Here is a 22,397-nt window from a genome sequence, read left to right as displayed (position 1 = left end):
CGTGAAAAGAGGTTGCTTCACCGTGCGGGGAAGCAACTTTTAAAATCGCTCATGGCTATTCCGGCAAGCTGAAAGGTTCACCAGCCACAGTGGTCTGCTGAGGTTGCAGTGGAAAGCTTTATTGAGAGGCATTTCTCGTATCATGACCGTGAACGTTTTGATCATCGCTCTTTTGCGATTCGTAAAGGGCTCCAAGAGTGTAGAAGTAAGGAATACTTTCTGCGTGGGAGAATGACCATTTGGGCAGTTTTTCCCTGAAGTATTTCTCCCAGCCATTCTCAAACAGCTTTATGGTGCGATCACGGCGTTCACGGAACTGCAGATAATTTTCGTGTCGAGTCCAGCCATACAGGGTGTTGTTTGCTTTAACACGACTAGCGTATTCTTCATCGGTTTCACTGAAGCCCTGAGGCGAAGCAATGGCGGTACGTTGCAAATACTCATCGTCCGTTTCCCCCACGCCTGTCCAGCGATTAATCTTGTCAAGACTCCGGCCCAGAGGTCCACCCAGCCACTGAGTGAGCATCTTGTTGTCGTTCATAAAAAAGTCGAAAGTGAGACTTGACGCCAGTGCGAATCCGAAGGTTTGAGCATAGGTGAACCCGGATATAAGGCCGTGGGCGTATGCTCCAACAGTAGCTACCGGCCCCAGCACAAGCCCGGCGGTGGCAGAAGCCAGAGTTTTCACTTTTTGTGGCGTCGCTCTGTGCAGCAGTGGTACTTGAATCCCTTGTCCGGACCCCATGGACTTCACCAATTCGGGCACCAGACGAACAATGCTGCGATACTTATGTGGGTTGGCATTGTGCTGTCTGGCAAACAGCGCAGAGCCGGTTTTCAACAGAATGACAGAGGACGCAGCTTTACCCAATGGCATGGCCAGTCCGCCCACTTCAGAGATTTGTTCAATGCCACTGTGGTAGGCATATTGCCCGGTTCGCTCAAGATCAACACGGTAGCGTTCCAGCCAGTGCTGAAAAGGTGTGAGCATTCTGTGCAGATAATCCCCCCTGTTGGTCAGGTCCAGCAGATAGAGGTACGACATATTCGAGAGGGACTGAGCGGTGGCCTGCGAGACGGTGTGAGTCGCCAGTAGCGGTTTGTAGCTGGAGAAGTACCAGGTGACCGCCTGTACCAGGAAGGCTGAAGGTTTGACCCAGTATTCCTTCAGCTGCCACTCAACTGCTGCAGCATGAGCCTGCATCAGGGTGTCATGGACAGCCTTGATCAGTTCTGATTCAGACAGACCGACAGCACTGGCATAGGGTGTCAGGGTGTCCTGAATATTAGTCAGGAAGGCTGCCGTCCTGCGGCCGTTTTCAAAGGCAATATCGTCAAGCACATAGTTGGCGATGACTGCGGCTGCGTACTCCTTCATGCCGACGACCGACTCTTTCATACCCGCCGGGCCTGTTGCCGTTACTGTCACAGGAGCAAAGACACTGTACATGAATGCCTCGGCACTCTCATCGGACAGCATCTGGACAACCTCCCTGAACTCAGGCACCCTGACCCCGTGTTTATAACCAAGGAAGTGCTCAAATTCAGCCACTGTCTCATAACCGTCGACACCTCTGACAGCCTTCATGTAGTTTTCAAGTTCAACTTTGCTGATCAGGCCATCACGGAGCAAAGCCATGATTTTGTTAGCACTGGCAGAATGGCTGGCGAAGTATTCCGGTAAGCTTTTCAGGTGCCACGGCTGATGCTCGGAAATGCCTGCCGTCCCGGTCACTGAAGCAAAGATATTCTTGATGAACGCCTCAGCATCCTCATTGGTCAGCATCCGGACAACATGCCTGAATTCAAACAGCCCTACGCCCAGTTTATAACCAAGGAAGTACTCAAATTTATCCGATATCTGATAACCTTTGACACCTCTGACGGCCTTTATGTAGTTTTCAAGTTCAACATTTTTGATCAGGCCTTCACGCAGCATAGCTCTGATCTTTTTAGCACCGGCAAAACCGGTAGCGCAGAATTTCGAGAAGCTTTTCTGGTTCTCGGATACATGCTCGACAAAGAGAACGCCCGCTGAGCTTATGCCATGAATTTCGTCGTCGTATTGCTGAGATGCGGTTTTTATCTCATTCCTGGCCCTTTGCACCAGAATCTGAACTTTTTCAATGGCTTTCCGAAATTGATACTCCGCAAGCTTGAAGGGACGTTTCCGGAAGATCGTCTCCAGGCTCTTGAAAACTTCCACAATATGACTGGCCTGCTTAAACGTCAGTTGGTCTCCGGCCAATGCCTGCAAGCGAATCGGTGCAAATTCATCGTTAAAATCGAAAGTCTTGAGGCAGGGTATTGTGTTACCGCTTTCTACTGCTGATTCTGCCAGACCCATCGCTGCTTCCAGGGCTTGTTTTTTAAGGAAGTGCTGATCAGTGAATGTGTGTATAGCTTTCAGAACTTTTGCCTGTTTCGGTGTGTACTGGAAGGGTTCGCCAGAATTTTTGACGGCTTCTTCGGCAGCCTTCAGGACTTTTTCCATTCTCTCAACCTCTGCTCTGGAGGCTGCAATTTTTGCTATCCAGTCTGCATTTTCAGCTGCCTCTCGGGCTTCTTGCTGAAGCAGTTGCCCGATTTTTCCGCCAGTGCCATCATTACCGCCCAGTTGTAACTGTTTGTCTCTCAGGGCATTAATCCGTTGCTCTCTGCTGTCAGAAGTGCCTGGTTTAAGACCGAGGGATATTTCAGTGGGTTCAAGAAGCGCGTCATGATCCTCCAGGTCTTGTTTTGCATTTGATACCGTTTCACTTTTATCATTCAGGTCTGAATTCAGCGGATCCATGTCGATCTTGTTTGAGGTTGCAGACTTCTCATTGACGTCTCCTGATTCGAACAGCTCCTGTTCTTTACGAGCCAGAGTCTCTCGTGCAATAACCTCTGCAGTCATCGCATTGGCTAAATCCGTAGCTTTCTTGTCGTGCTCAAGCAGGAATTCCGTGACCTGACTGTACTTTTCACGGGTAAAAGGCAGCCCACCCCACGCTCTATCGTCTTCAACCGTTGCGTCCCGACCAGGCACTGGATAGGTTTGAATAGAAAAAGTTGCTTCCACCGAATCGGGGTAGCATTGTATCCAGACATTCAGATTTGTTTTGGCTTCCAGTTCCTTAATGATTTCAGCTCGTGCTTCTACACTGTATTCCAGCAGGTTATTTACGATGTCCCTTTTTCGCTCCTGATCGGTTTGCTTGTCACCTGCAGACAGACCCAGGCCGATCTGAAATTGTTTCAATGCCAGATTGAGGGGCGTTTCTTCATCCGGGATATACCGGAGATCAGAAAGGCTACCCACTTTTTTTTGAAAAATAGCTTCGTGCTCAGTTTCAGCTTCTTCTAATGCTCGCCTGGCTGTGGCTACCTCACGATCAAGAACGTATCGGGGTTTAGGTTCCAGGCGAGCCATTTGCCTGTCAAGCTCATTCTCAATGGCTGCAATACGCTCATTAAGGTCAGGCAGACCTGCTCTGAAAAGTTCATCATCCAGCTGTTCAAGTTTTGCCTTAATCAGACTGTTCTGTTCGTCTGTGCCGACATGATCCTCATAGTCCTTCATATTGAGTTGACCTGCAATCTGATGGTTTAAGGTTCTTTTGACGGCTTCATCGCTATATTTTGCGACTACTTTTATCCGTAATTCCTGAATTTTGTTTCTCAGAACCTTCTTCTGGTGAGACAGGTCGGCATCGTCTTCAAACCCTACCTGCAGATCACTGGCCAGTTTAGTTATGAAAGTTTTGCCTCTTTCTTTAGCAGCAGGGTTTTTATAAAGGTCGATATTTAGCTTCTGCTCCAGAGCAATAAGATACTCTTCCTGTCGTATTCTGGCGCGCTGATCCGATTGTTCGATTTTAAAGGTAATACCGTGACGAATACCTGAGAGCACCTGATCCGTCTCCAGCAGACCTCTCTCCAGATCTTCTTTCAGATCTCGCACCACGTCTGGTCTTTCACCTTCCCATAACAGGATCTTGTCCATCTGATCCAGCACGTGATTCGAGATATCACCGCCATCAAATCTGGCACGAACCCTATTCAGTCTTGCTGCTTTGTTATCACCTTGATTGATTTCGATGTTGAGTAATCGTTCCAGGGATTGCAGTATGGCCAGGGCTTCTTCCTCTGACTGCTCTCCGATTGCTCCGATGTGTGCCCGCATTTTTTCAGAAATGGCCTGACGATGGAAATACACATCTTCCTCTTCGGGGAGGGGGTCTTCCTCCAGAGCGCTTTCCACGGCAAGAAGTGTCTCGAATACTTCAGGCAAGACTTTGGGGTGGCCTGGTGTTCTGATGTCTTTCAGTTCATTTTCCAGCTTTGAAAGATCGAAGAGTTTGTTATGCAGCATTGATTCCAGGTTGGTTGGGTCTTCCAGATCTATACCAAGAGTCTCAGCCAGAACGGCTTTTGTCGCCTTGATGAAAGCCTGCTGTATATCGAGTTGATCACCCATTGTCTTAATTTGTTGACGTTGAACTGCCTGTTGAGCGTGCATTGCCATAAGTTTTTCAAGCAGGCATTTTTCCTGATCGTCGACAGCTGCATTGATATCAAAATCCGGAATGTTCAAATGTAAGGCCATGTTTGCATAACGGGCTTTGATGTGTGCTGTTTTTTTGGCCTCTGAGCTGGTGCTTTGTTGCGATTCTTCCAGAGCTTGTTTTTGAAACTCTGTTGTTGCGGCGACCAATCCGTAAATTTCATTAATTCTTTTGCTGATGAGTCTGGCTTGCTCTTCCAGAGGCTGGGTATCATCCCAGTTATCAATACCAAGCTCTGTTGCCGTTTGCGTGTTGCGAGCTTTTGTGGCATCTGTTCTGGCATCATGAACTTGTTTTTTTAGCAATGGAATTTGATCGACATCCCGTTGCAGCGTCTCTATCTGGGTTACCAGAGCATTTATCTTGCCATGAACCTCCGCAAGCTGATCCTCAACATACTGATTTAGTTCCTCCATTCTCAATTCACTTTGTTTTACCAGCACGGCCTCTATTGTCCTGAGCTTCTCCAGCTCGCTTTCCATCTCCAGCAGCTGCCCGATAAAGTCGCCAATGACTTTGGGTTCAAAGCCTTCGTCATGGCCAGAAGAGTCACTAAAAGGTTCATTGTTGGGAGCACCATAATGACTGTTGGGAAAGAGTGAAGTTTCATGAATATCCTGAACAAAGTGCTGGTTAGTCAGAAGATTTCTAAGTACAGGTCTGAAGCCGAAGTGTCTTAACAGTTGAATATGCACCCAGGTTGGCGAGATGTACGCCGAAGTGAATTCAACGTGTTTGAATTTGAATTCAACTTCCTCTGATCCATATGAAGTAGCACTGGCCAGTGCATGCAGAAGATTTTCATAGTATTCAAGCTCGACCACACTATCATCGTACTCTTCACCGAAGTTGAGTCCGGTATCGTGCTTTGCAGCTAAATCCTCCAGTATTGTCATCTGAATGTTTCGAATGATGTGTCGGTAGCTTTTGACCTTGTCTTTTTTAACCCGTGCAGTTGTCTTATGATCATCACCGCCTCCTCCCCAAAAGACCATATAGAGGCGTTCCACAAGAGCCATATCGCTGGGGTTCTGTTTCTGACCACGGAAAACAACAACATCCCCCGGAGTCTCAGTCACTTCCAGTTTTGGATAACCATCAGGGACAGGATAAACCTGTGTCTCATCCTCGACGTGTACAACATAGCCGATGGGTTTATGGTCTGACAGCAGATCTTCCAGGTTTCTCTGTTGTATATCTTTCCCGAGAACATGCACCCGGGTATAGGCAGTGGTGGCCGCTACCAAAAGCGGCTCTTCATCAACAAAAAGTGACTGACCCAGACGCTGCAGCTCAGGAGGCCGGTCGCCTGCGGCGATAAGGCGCATGAAGGTGCGCCCGTCCACCTCAATCTTGTCTACTTCAAGGGTGGCAAGGGCAACATAGTTATCGGCTTCGCCTGGGTTTCCTGCTCTTTCATGCGCACCTCTCAGCACTCCCACCAGATGACCGGGGCTGGCCATTCCGGTAAAGGGTTCCAATGCCCAGGCGACCCCTGATTGACTGCGAACAGCCTGAATTGAATCCTGACGGGTCATACTGTCTCTGACTTCGATGAGCAGTTTCTCTTCTGCAAGGTTATGGGTAAACCTGAAGACCCCCTTATTACCCACCTTGAGGATTTTGGTGTACTTCCGGGCAACGTCATTCTCGTCTGTCTCAAACTGATCAACAATGGCAACGCCACCCTCGATGCCGGAAAGAACGTCTGTGAAGCCTTCAGAAGGAATGTCATAGCCCGCTCTGATTTCAGTCTGATCAGGGAAGGTGGTGGTAAAGGATTTGGCTATTGGCTGCGAGTCATCATCCAACGTTGGCTTAACAATGACCTCGCTACGGATAAACTCCACCTGTTCACTGCCCGAAATATCAACAGATTTTGTCTGCAGCCTGCGATTGGCCAGTGCCTCTGTAGCAATGATGGAAGAGCTGATGGCAAGGGCCACGGCTAGGCTTAATGCATTGGGGCGGATATTTCTCATTCTGTTACCTCGAAGCTGAGTATTTTTATTACTGTAAAAAGTGATTGCTACGGCAAACGAAATGACAACTCCCAATCGCTTATGGCTGTCAATCACTTATTCGAGTGGCTTCAAGGCTCTTTTACGTTAACGGAGAAATGTCTGTGGGCTCAGAAGGTAAGCTTACACATGTCTCCATAACCGGTGTTTTGTCACTGCTGTGACAATGCTGGTGGTTGTTTGTTGTCTGATTTATTCACCGGCGCTTTCTTATTATTGCCCTGTTGCTACTCGTAGAAGGCTCCAAGAGTGTAGAAGTAAGGAATGCTTTCTGCATGGGAGAATGACCATTTGGGCAAATTTTCCCTGAAGTATTTCTCCCAGCCATCCTCATACAGTTTCATGGTGCGATCCCGGCGTTCGCGGAACTGCAGGTAATTTTCGTGTCGAGTCCAGCCATACAGAGTGTTGTTTGCTTTAACACCGTTTGCATAGTCTGTATCGGTTTCATCGAAGCTTTGAGGCCTGGCAATAGTCGTACGTTTCACATATTCATCTGTCGTTTCCCCCACGCCTGTCCAGCGATTAATCCTGTCAAGACTGCGGCCCAGTGGCCCACCCAGCCATTGAGTGAGCATCTTGTTGTCGTTCATAAAGAAGTCGAAAGTGAGGCTCGACGCCAGCGCGAATCCGAAGGTTTGGGCATAGGTGAATCCTGATAAAAGGCCATGGGCGTATGTTCCGACCGTGGCTACCGGACCCAATACGAGACCGGCTGTGGCCGAAGCCAGGGTTTTCACTTTTTGTGGTGTCACCCTTTGCAGCAGCGGTATCTGAACTCCCTGACCGGAACCCATGGATTTGACTATTTCCGGCACCAGACGGGAAATGCTTCGATACATTTGCAGGTTGGCGTTGTACTGTCGGGCAAACAGCGTGGTGCCGGTTTTCAGCAGAATGACTGAAGACGCGGCTTTGCCCAATGGCATGGCCAGCCCGCCCAGCTCAGAGATTTGTTCAATGCCACGGTGATAGGCATATTGACCGGTTCGGTCAAGATCAACACCGTAGCCTTCCAGCCAGTGCTGGAAAGGTGTCAGCATCCGGTGCAGGTAATCACCTCTGTTGGTCAGATCCAGAAGATAGAGGAATGCTATGTTTGAGAGAGATAGCCCGGCGGCCTGCCGGGAGGTGTGGGTCGCCAGCAGGGGTTTGTAGCTGGAGTAGTACCAGGTCACAGCCTGCAACAGGAAGGCTGAGGGTTTGATCCAGTAATCCAGTAGCTGTCGTGCAACCGTTGCGGCACGGGCCTGCATTAATGTGCCATGGATAATCTTGATGAAGTCTGATTCAGATAGTCCGGCAACATTGGCATAAGGTGTCAGGGTATCCTGAATATTGGTCAGGAATGTTGCCGTCCTGTGGCCATTGTCAAAAGCAATATCATCAAGAACGTAGTTGGCGATCACTGCAGCTGCGAACTCTTTCATGCCGGTAACAGACTCTTTCATGCCGGTAACAGACTCTTTCATACCTGCCGGGCGCGGGGCAGTATCACCCCCGCCCGGCTCTGCCTGCCTGTTTCTCGGGGCATTAATCCGTTGTTTATTGGTTTCAGAAGCGTCTGATTTTAGTCCCACAGACTCTTCAGTCGCTGCTTTTTCAGCGTCTGTAACGGTTGTCTGAAGGTGTCGCTTGACCAGAGCTTCCTGCTGTTCGAGGTGTTTCAGAATGGCCTGTTGACGAGCCTCCGGGGCATCTTCTTCGTCAGAGATCAGGCCGAGCTCAGTTTCCATGTTGTCCAGTCTCTGCGGAGTCTCCCCGTCGTCCAGTTCTGTCTTATACCTTATATGCTGTTGAACAGACTGAAGGCGGGCAACAAGATTATTTTCATTGTCTGGAGCAATACCGAACAGGTCCTCAAGGCCTTCCAGTTTTGTAGTGATAATTCCATAGTCAGGCTGTTCTGTTTCAGCAAGGGTTGTGGCCGTTGCCCGCTTGATTTCCTGAATTTTCTTGCTGATGATTCTGACTTGTTCTCTGGGCAGAAGGTTAGCCCAGTTCTCAATACCAAGCTCTTCTGCCGTTACGCGAAGTAATTTTCTGTTCAGATTCTTGAGTTTTGTCTTTTTTGCCCGTTGCTGCTCCAGGTTGTTGTGTAACTCAAGCAGCTGTCTGGCCATGTCAATCATGACTTTGGAAGTAAACTCCTGGTCTTTTCCGGAATCGATCTGCGCTTCATTGATATCGCCGATGATGGGTATCGCCTTGCGAATAATCTGAAAAAAGTGCGGGTTCTTAAGAAGATTTCTAAGTACGGGTTTGAAGTCAAACTGTTTTGCGAGTTGATTACACATCTGGGTTGGCGTGATGACTAATGAAGCGATTCTGATGTGCTCCAGTGTGAACTCAAATTCTTCTGTTCCATATGTTTTATCTGGAGTAGCCAGTGCCAATGCCTGCTGGAGAGATTCATAGAATGCAAGTGAACGCGCCGCCAGTTTATCTTCGCGGGAAAGGATCGTCGGTTGAACTTTGTTAACGCCAGCATTGCGCCGCGCAACAAACTTCTCCAGCAGTGCCATCTGCCTGTTTCGAATGACGAACTCGTAACTTCTGATCTTATATCTTCTAAGCATTGTGATTACTGCAGGGGTGGGGTTATTACCTCCGGACTGTACCCAGAGTTTATAGAGGTTTTCTACAAAAGCGACATCATGGGGATTCAACATCTGACCATGAAAAACAATACCCTCCCCCAGAGCTTCTGTTATCTCCAACTTTGGATAGCCCGCAGGCACAGGATAAACCTGTGTGTTATCCCCGAAGTGCTCAACGTAGCCGACGGGTTTGTTGTTTGCCAATAGTTCGTTCAGAGCCTGCTGTTGTATATCCTCTCCCAGGATATGAACCTGGATGTAGGCAGAGGCGGCAGCTGCCAGAAGAGCCTCATCATTGACAAAGAGTGATTGACCCAGACGATGCAGCTCAGGGGGCTGGTCGCCCGAAGCGATAAGGCGCATGAAGGTGCGTCCATCCACTGCAACTTTTTCGACTTCGATGGTAGCAAGGGCAAGATAGTGATCACTTGAGCCGAGGATTCCTGTCCTGGTACTGGCAGCTTCCAACAGATCAGCCAGTTGCATGGGGGTGGCGATTTTCGTTAAGGGTTCAAATGGTGGCCTGATATCTAAATGTTCACGAACAAACGCAACTGAATCCTGCTCGGTCATTCCGCCTCTGACTTCAATGACCAGTTCCTCTTCTGCAAGGTTATGGGTGAACCTGAAGATTCCCTCACCATCTACCTTAAGGACTTTGGTATATTTCTGAGCAACGTCATTCTCGCCTGTTTCAAACTGATCAACACTGGCAACGCCCTCATTACCGATACCATAAAGAGCTTCTGTAAAACTTATACCTATAGTGGGACGAGAATAGTCGTCATTTTCTGAAGGCGCATAGGGATAGGTGGTGGTAAAAGATTTGAGTACTGGTTGCTGGTCATCACCTAAAGTTGGCTGAACCATGACCTCACTGCGGGTATCCTCAGAACCTCCATTGTCCAGAAGCCAGGCATATTTTGTCTGCAGTTTGCGAGCGGCCAGTGCCTCTGTATTAATGATGCAAGAGCTGATCGCAACGGCCACTGCAAGGCTTAATACATTGTGACGGGTATTGCTCATCGATTTTCCTACTTGTCCCACTTCTCATCAGTTTCAAGCTGATCGCCTGAGGCGGCAGTTCGAAAGCTTGATTGATGGGCATTTCACTTCTCAGGAACAGGCACTTTTTTATTATTGTCCTGTTGCCACTTGTAGAAGGCTCCAAAAGTGTAGAAGTAAGGAATGCTTTGTGCATGGGAGAAGGACCATTTAGGCACATTTTCCCTAAAGTATTTCTCCCAGCCATTCTCAAACAGTTTCATGGTGCGATCGCGGCGTTCGCGAAAATGCAGGTAATTTTCGTGCCGCGTCCAGCCATACAGGGTGTTATTTGTTGTAACAAGGTTTGCGTAGGCTTCATCGGTTTCATCGAAGCGTTGGGGCCAGGCAATAGTTGTACGTTTTACATATTCATCTGTCGTTTCCCCCACGCCTGTCCAGCGATTAATCTTGTCAAGACTGCGGCCCAGGGGTCCACCCAGCCATTGAGTGAGCATCTTGTTGTCGTTCATAAAGAAGTCGAAAGTCAGGCTCGATGCCAGCGCGAATCCGAAGGTTTGGGCATAGGTGAATCCTGATAAAAGACCATAGGCGTATGTTCCGGCAGTGGCTACCGGACCCAATACGAGACCGGCTGTGGCAGAGGCCATGGTTTTCACTTTTTGTGGTGTCAGCTTGTGCAGCAGCGGTATCTGAACTCCCTCTCCGGAACTCATGGATTGCACTATTTCCGGCACCAGACGGGAAATACTGCGATACATCTGCGGGTTGGCGTTGTACTGTCTGGCAAACAGCATAGAGCCGGTTCTCAGCAGAATGACTGAAGACGCGGCCTTGCCCAATGGCATGGCGAGCCCACCCAGTTCAGAGATTTGTTCAATGCCGCTGTGATAGGCATATTGGCCAGTTCGATCAGGATCAACACCGTAGCCTTCCAGCCAGTGCTGGAAAGGTGTCAGCATCCGGTGCAGGTAATCACCCCTGTTGGTCAGATCGAGAAGATAGAGGAACGACATGTTCGAGAGGGACAGCGCGGTGGCCTGCCCGGCGGTATGGGCCGCCAGCAGGGGTTTGTAGCTGCAGAAGTACCAGGTGACAGCCTGTACCAGAAAGGCTGAAGGCTTGATCCAGTAATCCAGTAGCTGTCGTTCAACCGCTGCGGCATGGGCCTGAATTAATGTGCCATGTACAGTTTCGATCAGGACTGACTCAGATATTCCGGCAGCATGGGCATAAGGTGTCAGGGTATCCTGAACATTGGCCAGGAGGGCTGCCATCCTGCGGCCATTGTCAAAGGCAATATCGTCAAGAACGTAGTTGGCGATGACTGCAGCTGCATACTCTTTCATGCCGGAAACAGACTCTTTCATACCTGCCGGGCCTGAGGCGGTAGAGGGCACAGGAGTAAAGGCACTTTGCATGAATTCATCAGCACCCCGATCGGACAGCATCTGGACAACCTTCCTGAACTCAGGCACCCTGACGCCGTGTTGGTAGCCAAGGAAGTGTTCAAACTCAGCCACTGTCTGATAACCGTCGACATTTCTGACGGCTTTTATATAGTTCTCAAGTTCAACCTTGCTGATCAAACCTTCACGCAGCAGACTTATGATCTTGTTACCGCTGGCAGAATGGGTAGCGAAGTATTCCGGGAAGCTTTTCAGGTACCCTGATTGATGCTTAATGAAGTGAACGGCTGCTTTGCCCATGCTGCGAATTTCGTCGTCGTATTCCAGAGCCCCTTTTTTCATTTCGTGCCTGGCCCGGCGAACAAGCCTGTAGACTTCTTTCAGGTCATTCCCGGGCAGATCTCCAGCAGACTGGAAAGAGGATTCCGGGAAGGCCTTCTTCAGGCTCTTGAAAACTTCCACAATCCCACCGGCCTGTTTAAACGTCAGTTTGTCTCCGACCAGTGCCTGCAAGTGAATCGGTGCAAATTCATCGTCAAAATCGAAAGTCGAAAGGTGTGGTATTTTCTTATCGCTTTCCAGTGCTAACTGTGCCAGACCCATTGTCGTTTCCAGAGCTTGCTTTTTGAGAGAGTGCTGCTCTGCGAAAGCGTTTATAGCGGTCCGAACTTTTACCTGTCCCGGCGAATACTGGAAGGGACCTCCGTCATTTTCGATGGCCTGTTCTGCAGTCTCAAGGACCTCCTTCAATCGCTCAATGTCTGCTTTTCTGATTTCAATTTCATCTTCCAGATAGGCCTGTTCCTGAACCGGATGCCGGACCTTGCCGACAGTACCCTCATTCCTGCCCGTGACTTGAGAGGACTTTTCCCCGGTTAAAATGAGTTCACCCTCGACTTCATGGGATTCGCTCCGACCATGGGCATTTGCGCAGTCTTGATTGCTACGAAGCCTATTCAGTCTGCGATGAAAAACATCCAGCTCACTTTCAGCTTCTGCTAATAACCACCTGGCTCTGGCCGCATCACGGTCAAGCAGGTATCGTGGTTTGGGTCCCAGGCGAGCGAGTTGCCTGTCAAGCTCATTATCAATGGCTGCGATACGCGCATTAACGTCAGGCTGAACCGCTTTGAAAACTTCTTCATCCAGCTGTTGGAGTTTTGCTGTGAAACTTTTGTCTCTCTCTTTAGCAGCAGGGTTTTCATGGGGGTGGATATTTAGCTTGTTCTCCAGAACGATAAGGTGACCTTCCTGTTGTTTTCTGGCTCGCTGATCCGATGCTTCGACGATATGATTAAGACGATCACGAATCGTCGTGCGTTTGATATCTACCTCCAAAGGGTTTCCCTCCAGATCTTCCCAGTCTGGCCTGTTATCCCACCAGAGCACCTTGCGCATCTCGTCCAGCTCGTAATTGGAGATATCATCGGCATCAAGCCTTGTTAGAATCCTTTCCAGTCTTACTGTTTTGTAATCAGCTTCATTAATTTTGATGTTGAGTAATCTTTCCACATGGTCCAGTCTGACCCGGACCTCTTCCTCCGACTGCCGTCTGGCCTCTCTGATGTAAAACCGAATATGTTCAGAAATATACTGACGAAGGACATACACACTGTCCATTTGGTTGAAGTAAATGTGCCCCTGGAGGGCCCTTAATGTGTCACGAAATGTCGCCAATACCTCAGGCATGAGTTTGGGATGGCCTGGTGTTTTGATGTCTTCCAGTTCAATTTTCAGCTTTGAAAGCTCAAAGAGCCTGTCATTTACCTTTGATTCCAGACTGGTGCGGTCTTGCAGACGGGTGTCTTCGGACGGATCAATACCGAGAACCACTGGCAGAGTGTCTTTTCTGGCTTTGGTGTAAGAATCCTCCCTATTGAGCTTATGACTCATTGCCTTAAGTTGCTGACGCAGACTGTCTTGTTGAGCGTTGATTGCCTCAAGATTTTGAATCAGTTGTTCTTGGAGAACGTCAGGATCTGCATTGCTATCAAAATCCTGAATGTTTAAATATGCGGCAATGTTTGAATAGCGGATTTGCTTTTCAGCGTCTCTTTCAGCATCTGTTCTGGTGTTCTGTTGTTGAATAAGTTGTTGAGCGATCAGGGCCTGGCGTTGATTAAGCTGTTGCTGAATGGTCTGGTGACGGTCTTCCAGATCCTTGCCATTTTCCTGGGGCAGACCGAGCTGACTTTCAATGCTGGTCAGTACACTCTGGATTACCACATTGTTCAGTTCTGCCTTTTGTTGCAGCTGCTGTTGCATGGACTGATAGTAAGCATACAAATCGTTTTCATTGTTCAGTGTAATACCGAGCTTGCTTTCCATGGGCGCCAGTCTGGCTTTTACCGCTTCTTCCCATGGCTGCACTGCTGCGGCATCTGTTGCGCCATCTGTTGCAGCAACCGATCTCTTGATTTCAAGAATTTTCTCTCTGATGGCGCTGGCTTGTTTATCCAGGGGCTGGGTATCGTCCCAGTTATCAATACCAAGCTCTGCTGCCACTTGAGTGTTGATATCTGCTCTTTTTTCTGCTTCGGCATCACGAACGCTTTTGTTCATCGTTGTAATCAGATTGATCATCTGCTGCAGTTTCTGTAAGTGGTTTTTCTGTGCTTTCAGGTTTTGTTGATATTGACGCCGAGGTTGTTGTTGACTGTCCTGATGCAATTGCAGAAAAAGTTGCTCCAGAATGATCTTTTGACGGGCTTCGGGGTCATCATTGCTATTCGTAACCAAACCGAGTTGACCTTCAACGAAAGCCAGTTGATTCAGGAATACCTCACTGGACTGATCTGCCTGTTGCTGCAGATGATCCAGAATGGACTGAGAGCGGCCACCCAGATTGTTTTCATTGTCCGGAACAATGCCGAGCTGGCCTTCAATCACTGCCAGTGTTGCTTTCATATCCTGTTCCCAGGGCTGTCCTGATGCAACATAATAGGTTGATTGGCCGGTTTCATGAATTTTGTTTTCCAGAAGTCCGGCTTGTTCTTCTGGTGCCAGAGTATCATCCCAGCCATCAATACCAAGCTTTGCTGCCGCATGGGCGCTGCGAACTTTTGCGACTTCTGCCAGGGCATCTCTGACCTGTTTTTGCAGTTCAGGGATTCGTTTGAGCTCCTGCCGAAGCTGATCTATCATGTTTTTCGTCGTCAGGAAATCTTGACGAAGCCGTTCAGACTCATGCTCAAGTGTCTGTTCGGTTCGCTTCAGTTTCTGTTTTTCCTCATCGCTGGCAATGATCATTGCCGTCAGCCTGTCTTCTAATTTTTTGGCCCTCAGGATGAGTTCGGTCTTACTTGCCTTCAGCTCTTCCTGCGTACTTACTATCTCAAGCATCTGTTCGCTAATGTCGGCCAGGACTTTAGAGGAAAAGGAAGAAAACCTTGTTTCTTCGGCATCAGCAAAGAGATTCATCATTCTGTTGGCGAAGGATATAAAGTTGTGCAAATTCTGAAAAAAATTATAGTTAGTCAGAAGATTTTTAAGTACGGGTTTGAAGCTGAAGTTTTTTATGAGTTGCAACTGCATCCAGATTGGCGTGATGAGCGATGTAGTGATTCTGATGTATCCTGTTGTGAACTCAAATTCATCGGTTCCATCCGGAGTAGCAGCGGTTAAAGCCTGCTGAAAGGCTTCATAGTAGGCAAGCTTAGCCAGTTTATCTTCGTTAAGTTTGACATCGTGCTGTGCAGCCAAATCAGCAGCAAACTCTTCCAACAGGGCCATTTGACTGCTTCTGATGACGTGCCTGTAGCTTCTGATGCTGGCTTTTTTAACCTCGGCAGTGAGCTCCAGAAACTGATGCTGTTCCCAGGGGATATGCTGGCTTTCCACAAAAGCGATATCGGTTGGATTCTGTTTCTGACCACGGAAAACAACTACCTCTTCCGAAGCCTGATCCACTTCCAGCTTTGGATAACCAGCAGGCGCAGGATAAGCCTGTGTGTGATCCTCGACGTGTACAACATAGCCGACGGGTTTATGGTACGACAAGAGTTTGTCGAGCGCTTCCTGTTGTATATCTTCCCCCAGAACATGAACCTGGGCGAAAGCAGAGGTGGCGGCTGCCAGAAGCGCCTCATCGTTAATAAAGAGCGATTGACCCAGACGCTGCATTTCAGGGGGCTGATCGCCCGAAACGATATGACGCATAAAGCTGCGCCCGTTCACTGCAACTTTGTCTACTTTAATAGTGGCAAGGGCAACATAGTGATCAGCTTCGCCAAGACTTCCTGCTCTTTCGCTGGCACCTTTGAGCACTCCGGTCAGTTGTTCGCGATTGGCGATTTTTGTTAAGGGTTCTAATGGTTGAATGTCACCTGATTGAGCACGAACAGCCGCAATTGAATTCTGATCGGTCATTCCTTTTCTGACTTCAATGACCAGTTCCTCCTCTGCAAGGTTATGAGTGAACCTGAAGACACCCTCATCGCCGACCTTGAGAACTTTAGTGTACTTCTGAGCGACGTCATTGTCGTCGGTTTCAAACAGATCAACACTGGCAACGCCAGCCCCGATGCCAGAGAGAACGTCTGTGAAGCCTTCAGAAGGAACCTCATAACCTGCTCTGACTTCAGTTTGATCAGGGTAGCTAGTGGTAAAGGATTTCGGGATAGGCTGCTGATCATGACCTAAGGTTGGCTGAACCATGACTTCACTTTGGGTAAACTCCACCTGTTCATTGACCTGAATATCGACAGACTTTATTTGCAGCCTGCGATCGGCCAGCGTCTGTGTAGCAATGATGGAGGAGCTGATTGTAACGGCCATTGCAAGGCTTAATGCATCGGGGCGGGCCTTTGTCATTCTGCTACCTCAAAGTCGAGTACTTTTATTACCGTTGTTACCGTTATTACCGTGAAAGGTGATTGCAACGACAGGCGAGGATGCAGCTTTTGGTTAAGTTAGTTTGCTGGGGCCGCAGGTAGAAAGTTTGCTTGAGGGGCATTTCTCTTATCATGACCGTGAACTTTCTGATCATCGCCCTTTTGCCATTCGTAGAAGGCTCCAAGAGTGTAGAAGTAAGGAATGCTTTCTGCATGGGAGAAGGACCATTTAGGCACATTTTCCCTGAAGTATTTCTCCCAGCCATTCTCAAACAGTTTCATGGTGCGATCGCGGCGTTCACGGAACTGCAGGTAATTTTCGTGTCGGGTCCAGCCATGCATCCTGTCACTTGCTTTAACGCGGTTTGCATAGGCTGCATCGGTTTCACTGAAGCCTTGAGGCGAAGCAATAGCCGTACGTTGCACATATGCATCCCGGGTTTCACCCACGGCTATCCAGCGATTAATCCTGTCAAGGCTTCGGCCCAGAGGTCCACCCAGCCATTGAGTGAGCATCTTGTTGTCGTTCATAAAGAAGTCAAAAGTGAGGCTCGACGCCAGGGCAAATCCGAACGTCTGAGCATAGGTAAACCCGGATATAAGGCTGTGGGCGTATACACCGGCAGTGGCAATAGGGCCCAGTACGAAACCGGCTGTAACAGAAGCCAGGGTTTTCACTTTTTGTGGTGTCACCCGGTTCAGCAGTGGTACCTGAACCCCTTGTCCGGAACCCATGGATTTCATTATTTCGGGCGCCAGACGGGAAATACTGCGATACCTGTGGGGATTGGCATAGTGCTGTCTGGCAAACAGCATAGAGCCGGTTTTCAACAGAATGCCTGAGGAAGCGGCTTTACCCAGTGGCATGGTCAGTCCGCCCACTTCGGAGATTCGTTCAATGCCACTGTGGTAGGCATATTGTCCGGTTCGGTCAAGATCAACACTATAGCGTTCCAGCCAGTGCTGGAAAGGTGTGAGCATTCTGTGCAGATAATCACCCCTGTTGGTCAGGTCCAGCAGATAGAGGAATGACATGTTTGAGAGGGACAGTCTGGCAGCCTGCGAGAGGGTGTGAGTCACCAGGAGAGGTTTGTAGCTGGAGTAGTACCAGGTCACAGCCTGTACCAGAAAGGCTGAAGGTTTGAACCAGTAATCACTTAACTGATGCCCAACCGCTGCGGTATGGGCCTGTATTAATGTGTTATGGATAGCCTTGATCAGGTCTGATTCGTGCAGGCCAGCAGCAGCGGCATAAGGCGTCAGGGTATCTTGAATATTGGCCAGAAACGCTGCTGTCCTGCGGCCATTTTCAAAGGCAATATCGTCAAGAACATAGTTGGCGATGATAGCAACTGCATACTCTTTCATGCCGGCAACAGACTCTTTCATACCTGCCGGGCCGGTGGCAGTCACGGTTACAGAATTAAAGGCACATTGTATGAATTCCTCAGCACCCTTGTCGGACAGTAACTGGACAACCTTCCTGAACTCAGGCACCTTGATACCCTGTTTGTAGCCAAGTAAGTGCTCAAATTCATCCACTGTATGGTAATCGTCGACCCCTCTGACGGCCTTTATGTAGTTCTCGAGTTCGTCCTTGCTGATCAGACCTTCACGAAGCAAAGCCGTGATTTTGTTACCACTGGCAGAACGGGCAGCGAAGTATTCCGGGAAGCTTTTCAGGCTACCCGGTTCATGTTCGATAAAGTGAATGGCTCTTTTGCCCATGCCATGAATTTCGTCGTCGTATTGTTGAGCCCCACTTCCCATCTCATTTCTGGCCCTGGACACAAGTCTGTAGACTTCTTCCAGGACATTCAGAGGCTGATCTTCTGAAGCCTTGAGAACGGGTTCCGGGAAGCTCGTCTTCAGCCTTGTGAAGATTTCCACAATCCGACTGGCCTGATTAAAAGTCAGGTTGTCTCCAACCATCGCCCGCAAATAAATGGGGGCCAATTCATCGTCAAAATCGAAAGTCGTAATCCAGTGCACTGTCTTACCGCTTTCTGATGCTAATTGTGCCAGACCCAGGGCAGCATCCAGTGCCTGTTGTTTGAGAGAGTGCTGTTCTGTGAAAGCATCCATAGTGGCCCGAACTTTTGCCTGTTCCGGCGTGTACTGGAATGGACCACCGTCATTTTCGACAGCTTCCCTTGCAGCCTTCAGGACTTGCTTTATTTTCTTAATGTCTGCTTCCCTGACATCCATCTCAGCTTCCAGACGGGCCTGTTGAATCAGTTGCCAGATCTTGCCGCCATTACCATCATCACCACCCAGTTTTAGCTGTTTTTTTCTCAGGGCATTAACCCGGTCTTTATAGCTGTCAGATGCCTCTGGTTTGAGACCTGCGGCTTCTTCAGCGGCGTCAAGAGCCGCTCTATGATAATCCCTCAGAGCGTTTTCTGCTTTTGAGACAGCCTGACTTTTCTGCTCAAGGACTAAATCCGGCAGATCGCTGCCTCCAACATTGATCATCTCTTGTCTTTTTCGGTCCAGATCCTCTTGTGCATTCGTCTGTTCAAGCCGGGCATTGGTGAATTCCATACTTCTCCTGTCGTGCTCATGCAGGAATTCCGTGATCTGAGTGTATTTTTTTCTGGTTACAGACAGTTCATCCTCAACTTCATTGGTTTTGTCCAGGGCATGGGTATCCGCATAGGCTGAAATGGCAATATAGTAATCATCTTCTTCCAGTAAACCGAGGTCACTTTTAATCCGAATGTTATGAGCTTTTACGACAGCATGCAGTTTATCAAAGATTTCTTTTCGTCTATTTGCACTGTCTCGTCGCAGAATGCGTTTAATGTCGTCTATTTGCTCTCGAATGGTTTGCTCGCTATCTGCAGGCAGGCCTAATTCAAGCTGAATTTCTTTTATTGCCTGAATGAGAAGCTTTGCGTCTTCATCCACGCTAGCAGTACCGACGTCAGGATGAGCCAGAATTACCATTTTTTTTCGGCAAAGAACGCTCAGTTTGCTGCGAACACCTGCCAGCATTCTTTCAGCTTCTTTTAATATCTTTCTGGCATAGGCAACATTACGATCAAGGACGTATCGGGGTTCAGGGCCCAGACGAGCCATTAGCTTGTCAAGCTCAATTTCAATGGCTTCAATACGCTCATCAACGTCAGGCCAGCCTGCATTGAAAACTTCGTTATCCAGCTGTTGGAGTTTTGTTCCAATCAGATTGTTCTGGTCGTCTATAGTGGCGTCTTCTTCATAATCCTTAATATCGAGTTGATGAGCCATTTCATTGTTTATGGCTCTTTTGATACCTTCATCAAAAACATTGTGTAGCTTATCCATGGATGTCTGAATTTCGGTTCTTAGAACCTCCTTCTGATCTGACAGGTTATCATTCTCTTCAAATACTATATTCAGATCTTTGGCCAGTTTGGCAATGGAAGCCCGGCCTCTTTTTTTGGCGGCAACGTTTTCATGAGGACAGATACCCAGCTCGAACTCTATAGCGTCGAGCAGATTTATCTGATTTTCTTTGGCTTGTTCATCCAGGTACAAATCTTCAACATTATAGGCAAGACTCGCATGAAGCATCTTTAGTTTGAGACCCCTGTCGTCCAGAGTTGTCCTGGCTTCTTTCCAGAGGGTTTGATGTATCTGATCCAGAATGGATTCCGGTATATTATCGTCATCAATTGCTGCAAGAATCCAGGTAAGTCTTGCTGCCTGGTCATTCTCTTCATTGAACCTGATGTTGAGTATTTCTTCTATTGCTTCCAGCAGTTCCGGTTGTTCTATGGCTCGCTCACCCGGGCCCGATTTTCCAAATTTGTAGCGAAGATGTGCGACAAGCTTTATGAATTTGAGGTCCTTCTCGTCCATAGCTTCGCTTTGATAGGTCCAGAGGGTATTATCTATCTCATCCAGGATGTCATCGGAGAGGTCATCGCCGTCAAGTATTCTACGAACCTTGGTCAATCTTGTTATTTTGTCATCCTCTTCACTGATTTTGATGTTGAGTACTTCTGCTGTGGCTTTCAGAAGGTCCAGAGCAAATTCCTCTAACCGCTGTCTGGCGTTACTGATGAATCTATGCATGTCTTCAGAAATCCCATGGCGACGGATATAAACATCGTTGTTTTCATCAAGATCACTCATCTCAAGGGCTTTTTCCACGTCACTCAGTGTCTCAAGTACCTCCGGCATGGCTTTGGGGTGGCCTGGTGTTCTGATGTCATCCAGCTCTTTCTCCAGCTCTGCAAGTCTGAAGAGCCTGGAATGTAAGGTTGACTCCAGGGCGACGCGTTCTTCTGGTGTGTTATCTTCATTCAGTTCAATACCCAGAGCCGCTGTCAGAACAGATTTTGTGGCTCCGATGAAAGAATCCTCTGTTGCGATCCTGGCCTCTATTGTCTTCAGCTTTTCCAGCTTGCTTTCCATCTCAAGCAGCTCCCCGGCAAAATCGCCAATGAGCCTGGAGGCAAATCTATCGCCTTTGTCAAAAGAATCGCTGGACGGCTCATTATAAAAATAATCGCTATTGGCTTTGTTGAAAACGGGTATTACTTCGTGAGTATCCTGAACAAAATGCTGACTGGTCAGAAAATTTCTAAGCGCAGGTTTGAAGCCGAAGTGTTTAGCGAACTGAATATGCATCCAGGTTGGCATGATGTACAGCGAGGTGAATCCGACGTGTGGCATTGTTAATTCAAATTCATCTGCTCCAATTGAAGTAGCACTGGTCAGTGCCTGCTGAAGATATTCGAAGAATGCAAGCGTCCCCAGTTTCTCATCGTATCCTTCACCCGAGTCAAGTCCGGCATTGTACCGTTCAGCGAACTCCTCCAGCATTGCCATCTGCCTGCTTCGAATAACGTACTGGTAGCTTTTGGCCTTGTCTTTTTTAACCCGTACTGTTGTTTGAGGAGTGGGGGCATTGCAGTCATATTTATCCCAGATGTCATAGAGACCTTCCACAAAAGCGACATCGGTCGGGTTTTGTTTCTGACCTCGGAAAACAATAATCTTTCCCGGAGTCTCAGTCACTTCCAGTTTTGGATAACCAGCAGGCACAGGATAAACCTGTGTCTCATCCTCGACATGTACGACATAGCCTACGGGTTTCTGGTATGACAACAGAGCGTCCAGAGTATCCTGTTGTAAATCATTCCCCAGAACATGGACCTGGATATAAGCAGAGGTGGTAGCTGCTAAAAGCGCTTCATCATTGACAAAGAGCGATTGGCCCAGACGCTGCAGTTTGGGAGGCTGATTGCCTCCGGCGATAAGGCGCATGAAGGAACGCCCGCTCACATCAACTTCGCCTACTTCAATAGTGACGAGGTCAATATAGTTATCAGCTTCGCCAAGGTTTCCCGCTCTTTCATGTGCACCTCTGAGCACTCCGGCCAGTTGTTCGGGACTGGCGATTTTTGTCAGGGGTTCTAATTGCAGGTTGTCACCCAGTTGAGCACGAACCGCCGCAATTGAATCCTGATCGGTCATTCCTTTTCTGACTGCAATGACCAGTTTCTTTTCTGCAAGACTATGGGTGATCCTGAAGACTTCCTCATCAGAGACCTTCAGGACTTTGGTGTACTTCTGAGCAACGTTATTCTCACCTGTTGCAAACAGATCAACGCTGGAAACGCCACCATCAATACCGGGAAAAACGTCCGTGAAACCTTCAGAGGGAACGACATAGCCCGCTCTGGCCTGAGTCTGATCAGGGTAGGTGGTTGTGAAGGATTTGGGTATTGGCTGCCGGTTATGACCTAAAGTGGGTCCAACCATGACCTCACTCTGGGTAAACTCCACATGTCCATTGTCCGAAATATCGACAGATTTTGTCTGCAGTCTGCGACCAGCCACTGCGTCTGCAGCAATGATCGAAGAGCTGATTACAACGGCTACAGCAAGGCCTAACGCATTGAGGTGAGCATTTGTCATTCTACAACCATAGAGCTGAGTACTTTTATTAACGTGAAAAGTGATTGTCACACACACAGAGGAATCAGCT

Annotated in this window: 4 protein-coding genes; all 4 read right to left on the bottom strand. The window is 48.4% G+C overall.

The window, feature by feature from the left end; genetic code table 11:
• Window positions 1–118 precede the first annotated feature (118 nt).
• The 4 genes from ACOJUN_RS25445 to ACOJUN_RS25430 all read right to left on the bottom strand — a co-directional run bounded on the left by ACOJUN_RS25445 (window position 119) and on the right by ACOJUN_RS25430 (window position 22,327).
• Window positions 119–6,532 (bottom strand): hypothetical protein, encoded by a 6,414-nt coding sequence (locus tag ACOJUN_RS25445; protein ID WP_422134628.1) that lies wholly within the window; start codon window positions 6,530–6,532, stop codon window positions 119–121.
• Between the two features lie 266 nt (window positions 6,533–6,798).
• Window positions 6,799–10,197 carry a hypothetical protein gene (locus ACOJUN_RS25440; protein WP_422134627.1) on the bottom strand — a complete coding sequence of 1,133 codons (3,399 nt, stop codon included), beginning with the start codon at window positions 10,195–10,197 and terminating at the stop codon, window positions 6,799–6,801.
• An 83-nt stretch (window positions 10,198–10,280) separates the two neighbouring features.
• The gene (locus ACOJUN_RS25435) at window positions 10,281–16,397 is read right to left on the bottom strand and encodes a hypothetical protein (protein WP_422134626.1); all 6,117 of its coding nucleotides are present in this window, start codon (window positions 16,395–16,397) and stop codon (window positions 10,281–10,283) included.
• 98 nt (window positions 16,398–16,495) lie between these two features.
• Window positions 16,496–22,327 (bottom strand): hypothetical protein, encoded by a 5,832-nt coding sequence (locus ACOJUN_RS25430; protein WP_422134625.1) that lies wholly within the window; start codon window positions 22,325–22,327, stop codon window positions 16,496–16,498.
• Between the last annotated feature and the right edge of the window lie 70 nt (window positions 22,328–22,397).

Source organism: Endozoicomonas sp. ALD040 (genome assembly GCF_049275945.1).
Taxonomy (GTDB): Bacteria; Pseudomonadota; Gammaproteobacteria; order Pseudomonadales; family Endozoicomonadaceae; genus Endozoicomonas_A.
The sequence above is the reverse complement of the archived record's forward strand: the minus strand, read 5'-3'. Positions and strand labels throughout refer to the sequence as shown.